The following is a 7,783-nucleotide window of genomic DNA, read 5'->3' on the forward strand; positions in this document are numbered from 1 at the left end:
AAAAACTCAAGAACCCGCCGGTCACATATCTCCGGCGGTTTCCTTCTCCCCAAGAACCCGCTCCGCAAAGTCCATAAACGCCCGTATGATCTTGACGTCACGACGCTGGGAAAGTGAGATCATGCTTTCACCCATTTGCAAATTCACACCCTTCAATTTGATTTGCCGCAGTCGATCATCGTGCCCATATTCCGCCTGAGATACAAAACCGATACCTGCACCCGAGGCAACAAGTTCGCGAACGGCTTCTCGGCCTTCAGCTACAATCGCCGGGTTTAACCTGATACCTTGTTTCTCGGCTGCTTCTTCCAGTTTCTCGCGTGTTTTTGACCCGTGCTCTCTGAAAATCAGGGGCAACTCGGCCAACTCCTTCAGGGTCAGGGTGGGTTTTGATGCCAAAAGCACGCCCTGGCCAGCAAAGGCCACGATTTCAGTGGACCCCAAATTCAATACGTCCATGTCCTTGCCAGGAGACAGGCTGCCAACAACACCGATCTCTGCATTGTAAGACCGAAGCTCTTCCAGGATTTCTTCGGTGTTGCCGGATCGCACAGTGATCGTGATTTTAGGGTATTTCTTTTGGAACGGCGCCAGAAAAGATGTCATGTGATGCGCCGAATCGGCAATGATCCTTAATTCTCCATCGATCGCGGCTTTGGTTTCAGAGAGGTAATCCTCAATCTGATCTTCGATCTCGAAATACTGTTTGGTGAATCGGTAAAGCTGTTCGCCTTCGGGCGTTAGGTTCACGCGTTTTCGTTCACGCTGGAACAACAACAGGTCGTGATCCTGTTCCAGTTTTCGGACCTGCTCTGAAATCGCTGGCTGGGTCAGATACAAAGCCTCTGCCGCACGGGAAAATCCCCCATGTTTGGCCACGTAATGAAAGGCTTTCAACTGGCTGTGTCGCATTACAGTTCCCTGAAGATGAATGCATAGGCTGCGCCTATGATTAGATTGATAATTGCAATTTCACATATAGCAAGCGTTGCTGCAATTGTGTTCCTGAAAACGCTGTTCTGGAGCCTGGTAATGACGCCATCCAAACCAAAATTAGAGCAACCGCGCCTCGGCGAACCCTACCTTTTGACCCCCGGTCCTTTGACAACCTCCTATGCGGTCAAAGAGGCCATGCTGCGCGATTGGGGAAGCTGGGACGATGATTTCCGCGCCATGACGCGAGAGGTGCGATCAAGCCTGCTGAACCTGCTTGGCGAGGGTGCCGACGAGTTTGATTGCGTGCCGATGCAAGGCAGCGGATCGTTTTCTGTCGAAGCGATGCTGGCATCCTTTATTCCGCGGGACGGAAAAGCGCTGGTATTGGCAAATGGTGCCTACGGGCAGCGTTCGGCACAGACGTTGCAGTACCTGGGTCGTGATCATGTCGTGTTGGACAAGGGCGATTACCTTCCGCCGAGGGGTGACGAAGTGGCGCGCATTCTTGCGGATGACCCGGACATCACGCACGTCGTCGCCATTCACTGCGAAACCAGCTCGGGTATCCTGAACCCGGTCGAAGAGATATCGGAAGTCACATATGCCGCCGGGCGCAAGCTTTTGATCGACTCGATGTCCGCATTTGGAGCGATTGAGCTCAAACCCACTGAAATCCGTTACGAGGCCATGGTGTCTTCGGCGAACAAATGCATCGAGGGCGTTCCGGGTTTTGGGTTCATTGTGGCCCGCAAGACCGAGCTTGAAGCCGCAAAAGGCAACAGTCATTCGCTGTCTCTGGATGTGTATGCGCAGTGGTCGCATATGAATAAAACGGGCCAGTGGCGGTTTACTCCACCGACGCATGTGGTCGCTGCCTTCATCGAGGCGCTTCGGGCGCACACTGCCGAAGGAGGTGTTGCAGGTCGCGGTGCCCGCTATACCCGCAACCGGGACGTCATGGTCGCGGGCATGCGTGAACTGGGTTTCGAAACACTGCTGGATAATCGTTGGTTGAGCCCCATCATCGTTACCTTCTTCTGCCCGGCTGATGAGAAATTCGTCTTCGATCAGTTCTATAACCGGATGAAGGAAAAAGGGTTCATTATCTATCCGGGCAAACTTACTGTCGTCGACAGTTTCCGCGTCGGTTGCATCGGTCAGATGGACGAAGATGTCATGCGTAAAGTTGTGATCGCCGCAAAAGAATCTCTGGAAGAAATGGGCGTGACAAGCGCTGCGCCTCCTCTCCGGGCACTGGAAGAACGCGCCAAGTTGGCCGCATAAAAATCAAGGAAAAACAGATGACCATTCAAACCCCTGTCGAAGCAAATGAGCGCGTCTACCCGACGCCCAAAGTGCCCGCAATTGCCATCTGCCTTGATGGATGTGAACCAGAATACCTCGACGTGGCGATTGCCAATGGGCTGATGCCCAACCTCAAACGGATGCGGGAGGAAGGTACGGACCGTCTGGCGCATTCTGTTATCCCGTCGTTCACCAACCCCAACAATCTTTCGATTGCCACCGGGCGCCCGCCGATCGTGCATGGAATCTGCGGCAACTACCTTATCGATCCCGATACTGGTGAAGAGGTGATGATGAACGACGTCCGCTTCCTGCGTGCGCCGACCATCTTCTCGCAGTTCTATGATGCAGGTTTCCGCGTGGCGATGGTAACCGCCAAGGACAAGCTTCGCGCGCTGCTTGGTGCCGGGCTGAAGTTTGACGAGGGCAGGGCGGTTGCATTCTCTTCTGAGCGTTCGGGCGAAACGACGCTTGAGGAACACGGCATCGACAATGCCAGCAAGTGGTTGGGCATGGACGTGCCCGAGGTTTACTCGGCCGAACTGTCCGAGTTCGTTTTTGCTGCTGGCGTCAAGCTGCTGAAAGAGTTCAAGCCCGACGTCATGTATTTGTCGACCACCGACTATATCCAGCACAAGTTTGCACCCGATCAAAAGGGCGCACTGGATTTCTACGCCATGTTCGACCGCTATCTGGGCGAATTGGACGCATTGGGGGCCGCCATCGTGGTGACGGCTGATCACGGCATGAAGCCAAAGCACTTGGCAGATGGATCCCCTTCGGTCGTCTATGTGCAGGACCTGATGGACGAATGGCTGGGCGAGGATGCGGCGCGGGTCATCCTTCCGATCACTGACCCGTATGTCGTCCATCATGGTGCACTGGGCTCGTTCGCGACCGCATATCTGCCGGATGGCGCGGATCAGAGCGACATCATTGCCAAACTCAAGGCGACCGATGGGATCACCCATGTGCTGACCAAGGCTCAGGCCATTGAACGGTTCGAATTGCCCGGTGACCGGATTGGCGACATTGTAATGGTTTCTGGCGAAAACATTTGCATCGGAACGTCCGAGCATCGCCATGATCTGGCAGCGCTCAAAGAGCCCCTGCGCAGCCATGGTGGTTTGACGGAACAAGAAGTTCCCTTCATCGTGAATCGTGTCATCGACCTGCCAAACCAACCCGTGCTGCGCAACTTTGATGCCTTTTTCTACGCAACTACAGCGGCGGCACAGTAAGCCATGAAAGACCAGACCATGTCGAAAATCGAAGTTCGTAACGAAGGAATGCGGATCGGTGGCGAAATCGTCTTTACCGATGAAACCATTCCCGTCCTCTACCCGTACACCAACGAGGTCGTGGGCCATGTTCCCGCTGGCACCTCAGAACACGCACGCAGGGCTTTCGAAATTGCGGCGAATTACAAACCCAAACTTACCCGGTACGAGCGCAGCCAGATTTTGCAGCGCGCAGGCGAGCTGATCGGTGAAAAACGTGATTATCTTGCGAAATGGCTGACGTTAGAGCTGGGCATCTGCCACCAGCATGCGATCTACGAAACCAAACGTGCACAGGATGTTTATCAGTTTGCGGCGGCTGAGGCGTTAAAAGACGATGGCGAGATCTTTTCTTGCGATCTGACCCACAATGGCAAAGCCCGCAAGATTTTCACCACCCGAGAGCCGGTGAAAGCAATCAGTGCGATCACCCCGTTCAATCACCCTTTGAATATGGTAAGCCACAAAATCGCGCCATCTATTGCAACCAACAATTGTATGGTTTGTAAACCCACGGAACTGACGCCGCTGACCGCGCTGACATTGGCCGACATACTTTACGAGGCAGGCCTGCCGCACGAGATGTTCCAGGTGGTGACCGGCTGGCCGGCTGACATCGGCGATGAGATGATCACCAATGAACATATCGATATTATCACCTTCACCGGGGGTGTGCCGGTGGGCAAGTTGATCGCTGAAAAAGGCGTCTATAAGCGTCAGGCGCTGGAACTTGGGGGCAATGATCCTCTGATCGTTCTGAATGACCTCAGCGATGCGGATTTGGACAAAGCCGCAACAATCGCAGTGGCGGGTGCGACCGGAAACTCCGGTCAGCGGTGCACGGCGGTCAAGCGCATCCTCGTGCAGGAAAGTGTGGCCGACAAGTTTGTACCGCTGGTTCTGGAGAAGGCCAAGAAGATCAAATTTGGCGATCCGCAAGACCCTGAAACCGAGCTGGGGTGCGTGATCCACGACAAAGCCGCGGAGATATTCGAAAACCGCGTTCTTCAGGCTGAAAAAGAGGGTGCAGAAATCCTGTATCACCCGGGCCGTCAGGGCGCATTGCTGCCGCCTATCGTCGTCGACAAGGTTCCCCATGACAGCGAGCTGGTGATGGAAGAAACTTTCGGTCCTATCGTGCCGATCGTGCGCGTGCCGGACAACGACGAAGAGGTGATGGCGATCTCAAATTCGACCGAGTTCGGCCTGTCTTCTGGGGTCTGCACCAATGACCTGAACAGGGCCATCGCCTTTATCAACGGATTGAATGTCGGCACCTGCAACATCTGGGAACAACCGGGTTACCGCATTGAAATGTCACCCTTTGGCGGCATCAAGGACAGCGGAAACGGCGTGAAGGAGGGTGTTATCGAGGCGATGAAGTTTTTCACCAACGTCAAAACCTATTCGCTGCCCTGGCCCAACTAAACCTTGCGTCCTTTCCCCACAGACGGGAAGGGCGCCTCATATCCTCCCTGATACTGGCGGGCCTTTAGGGGCCCGCATCTTTTGATGACAGAAACGAGGAGCGGACATGCCACAGATTGTCCACACGGAAGGGGAATCAAACACATCCGAGGCGCGCAAGGCGTGGTTGAGAAAGTCCATGGGACCAAAGTCGACACCTCTGCTCAAACGCGATGCGGATGTATTCCTGCATCAATCTCTGTCATCACCCTGCGTCAGCACCATTGCAAAGGCCGAGGGGATCTGGATCGAGGATATGGAGGGTCGCCGGTACATGGACTTCCATGGAAACTCGGTGCACCACATAGGCTACGGGCACCCGCGTCTGGTTGCCACAATCAAGGCGCAGCTTGACGATCTTCCTTTCGCGCCCCGCCGCTTTACCAATGATCCGGCAGTGGATTTGGCGGAAAAACTGGCAGATATCGTACCTGGCGATCTGGGGAAAATGCTCTTTACCACAGGCGGCTCTGACGCCAACGAGGTTGCTCTCAAGATCGCGCGCGCCGCTACCGGTCGGTTCAAAACGATCAGCTTCTGGGATGCCTTCCATGGCGCGGGCTTTGGCGCCGCAAGCGTCGGTGGCGAGGCGACGTTCCGCAGTCATATCGCGGGCCCCCTCTTGTCGGGCACTGAACACGTCGCGCCTTTCGCCTGCTACCGTTGCCCATACAATCACACGGGACCGGAAACCTGCGGGTTGGCCTGCGCGAAAATGGTCGAATATGTTCTGGAGCGTGAAGGAGATGTGGCGGCGGTCATAGCCGAACCGATGCGTGCGGTGCCCTATGTACCACCGCCGGGGTTTTGGAAATCCGTGCGCGAGGCGTGCAATCGTCACGGCGCGCTTTTGATCATGGATGAAATCCCGACAGGCCTTGGCAAAACCGGCAGGATGTTTGCCTTTGAACATGACGAGATCGTCCCCGACATTGTGACGCTTGGAAAAGCGCTTGGCGGGGGCATCCTGCCCATTGCCGCTTGTGTTGCCCGCAAACAATTGGATGTCTGCGGAGATTTTGCCATTGGTCATTACACACACGAAAAGAACCCGGTTACCGCGCGGGCCGCTTTGACAACGCTTCAAATCATCGAAGATGAGGGGTTGGTTCATCGATCGGCCACGTTGGGTGAGCACGCAATTGGCCGTCTTATGGACGAACTTCAGAACGTACCTACCGTCGGAGACATTCGGGGACGGGGTTTGATGTTCGGGGTCGAAATCGTCGATGATCGCGCCGACAAAACGCCGGGTAATGCGCGTGCCGAACGGATTTACTATGCCTGTCTGGAGGCCGGTTTGAGCTATAAGATCAGTCAGGGATGCGTTCTGACATTGTCGCCGCCGCTGACCATCTCGCAATCGGATCTGGACCACGCAATCGACATTGTGGTTGCTGCGATCAAGGCCGAGAGTTGACACGTCGGATCAGTCAAAATTTGGCAGTTAGGAAAAAGAGGCTAGCCGGGACAGCGACGAAGACCCCAAAATGCGACGTAAGACAACGAGTTCGATGGCGCACGGCGTACAATAAAATTTGGATCTAGCCGAAGGCGTTGTAGTATCCAACTGCACTCAGGCTTCAAGCGCTGACGAAAGTGACGGGAAAGGCAAAATCTTCAATTCGGCCTCTAGTACAAATGAGACTGAATAAACTGACGGGATTACAGGAACTCAATATCAACAGAGCGGGGTCTTTCATGGTATCGAATGTAATTCAGAAGCTGAAAGACCTGTTGTCGCTGTGCTCCACAGATCGCAGCCCGTCGTCTTTGCCAAATGGTGGAAAAAAAGATTCAGTTCAGCAGGCGACTACTTTTTACCTGCCATAGGGTATTCAAACTCCCTTTGCCGCGATATTGAGAACGGCGGTGAGAAAGTCGACCACGGTAGCGGCGGGATAACCCTGCTGCGGGCGGCGTAAAAGTCGTCCATCTTTGCCCTTCTTTTCGTAACGGGGGGGGGCGGGAGGATCTTTTCCGTGGATTTGTATCGTAAAGTGCGTCTGGCCTGTGCCGAGGGCATGAGCCAGCGAGAAGCGGCCCGGCATTTCGGGATATCACGTGACAGCGTTCGCAAGATCTTGGCGTTTTCGGTCCCGCCCGGCTACCGGCGGTCAGCACCGATCCGGCGGCCCAAGCTGGATGGGTTCACCGGGATCATCGATCAATGGCTGTCAGAAGATCGGCAGCGACCGCGCAAACAGCGGCATACGGCCAAGCGGATCTTCGAACGCCTGCGCGATGAGCATGGCTTCGAGGGTGGTTACACCATCATCAAGGATTATGTTCGGGAACACGGTCGACGGCATCGCGAGATGTTCGTGCCGCTTAACCATGCACCCGGCCATGCTCAGGCCGACTTCGGCGAAGCGATTGTTGTGATCGGTGGCATTGAACAGAAGGCCCACTTCTTTGCCTTGGATCTGCCGCACAGCGACGCCTGCTACGTCCGGGCCTATCCGGCGGCGACCGCAGAGGCCTGGATGGATGGCCACGTCCATGCCTTTGGGTTTTTCGGGGCGGCTCCGCAGTCGATCCTGTACGACAACGACCGGTGCCTTGTGGCGAAGATCGAGCCCGACGGAACTCGCAGACGCGCGCGGCTGTTCAGCGAGATGCTGTCCCACTACGTGATCCGGGACCGCTACGGGCGTCCCGGCAAGGGCAACGACAAGGGGTCCGTCGAAGGGCTGGTTGGCTATTCCCGGCGCAACTTCATGGTGCCGGTCCCGAGTTTTCCGACTTGGGATGCCTTCAACAACTGGCTCGAAGAGCAGTGCCGTAAGCGCCAA

Annotated in this window: 6 protein-coding genes; 5 read left to right on the top strand and 1 reads right to left on the bottom strand. The window is 55.4% G+C overall.

Annotation, left to right across the window (positions count from 1 at the left end; translation table 11 throughout):
* Positions 1–21: 21 nt before the first annotated feature.
* Positions 22–912: a LysR substrate-binding domain-containing protein gene (locus AC2FNC_RS19265; RefSeq protein WP_480477701.1), complete on the bottom strand. Its 891-nt coding sequence runs from the start codon at positions 910–912 to the stop codon at positions 22–24.
* Positions 913–1,032: 120 nt separating this feature from the next.
* Between AC2FNC_RS19265 and AC2FNC_RS19270 the strand changes: the two genes are divergently transcribed.
* The 5 genes from AC2FNC_RS19270 to istA all read left to right on the top strand — a co-directional run.
* Positions 1,033–2,220 carry a 2-aminoethylphosphonate--pyruvate transaminase gene (locus tag AC2FNC_RS19270; protein ID WP_480477699.1) on the top strand — a complete coding sequence of 396 codons (1,188 nt, stop codon included), beginning with the start codon at positions 1,033–1,035 and terminating at the stop codon, positions 2,218–2,220.
* Between the two features lie 17 nt (positions 2,221–2,237).
* On the top strand, positions 2,238–3,482 hold the full coding sequence (gene phnA / locus AC2FNC_RS19275; RefSeq protein WP_480555725.1) for a phosphonoacetate hydrolase: 1,245 nt from the start codon (positions 2,238–2,240) through the stop codon (positions 3,480–3,482).
* A gap of 3 nt (positions 3,483–3,485) precedes the next feature.
* On the top strand, positions 3,486–4,949 hold the full coding sequence (phnY, locus tag AC2FNC_RS19280; RefSeq protein ID WP_480520903.1) for a phosphonoacetaldehyde dehydrogenase: 1,464 nt from the start codon (positions 3,486–3,488) through the stop codon (positions 4,947–4,949).
* Positions 4,950–5,055: 106 nt separating this feature from the next.
* The gene (pbfA, locus tag AC2FNC_RS19285) at positions 5,056–6,408 is read left to right on the top strand and encodes a (R)-1-hydroxy-2-aminoethylphosphonate ammonia-lyase (RefSeq protein WP_480520901.1); all 1,353 of its coding nucleotides are present in this window, start codon (positions 5,056–5,058) and stop codon (positions 6,406–6,408) included.
* 562 nt (positions 6,409–6,970) lie between these two features.
* Positions 6,971–7,783, top strand: an 813-nt coding sequence (gene istA / locus AC2FNC_RS19290) for an IS21 family transposase (protein ID WP_496716329.1), incomplete at its 3' end; no start/stop codon positions are given.

It is taken from the genome of Ruegeria sp. BHSA123, assembly GCF_059613425.1.

Coding starts and splice junctions, on each gene's coding strand:
- phnY (WP_480520903.1), top strand. CDS start 3,486: ATGAAAGACCAGACCATGTCGAAAATCGAAGTTCGTAACGAAGGAATG.
- AC2FNC_RS19265 (WP_480477701.1), bottom strand. CDS start 912: ATGCGACACAGCCAGTTGAAAGCCTTTCATTACGTGGCCAAACATGGG.
- pbfA (WP_480520901.1), top strand. CDS start 5,056: ATGCCACAGATTGTCCACACGGAAGGGGAATCAAACACATCCGAGGCG.
- phnA (WP_480555725.1), top strand. CDS start 2,238: ATGACCATTCAAACCCCTGTCGAAGCAAATGAGCGCGTCTACCCGACG.
- AC2FNC_RS19270 (WP_480477699.1), top strand. CDS start 1,033: ATGACGCCATCCAAACCAAAATTAGAGCAACCGCGCCTCGGCGAACCC.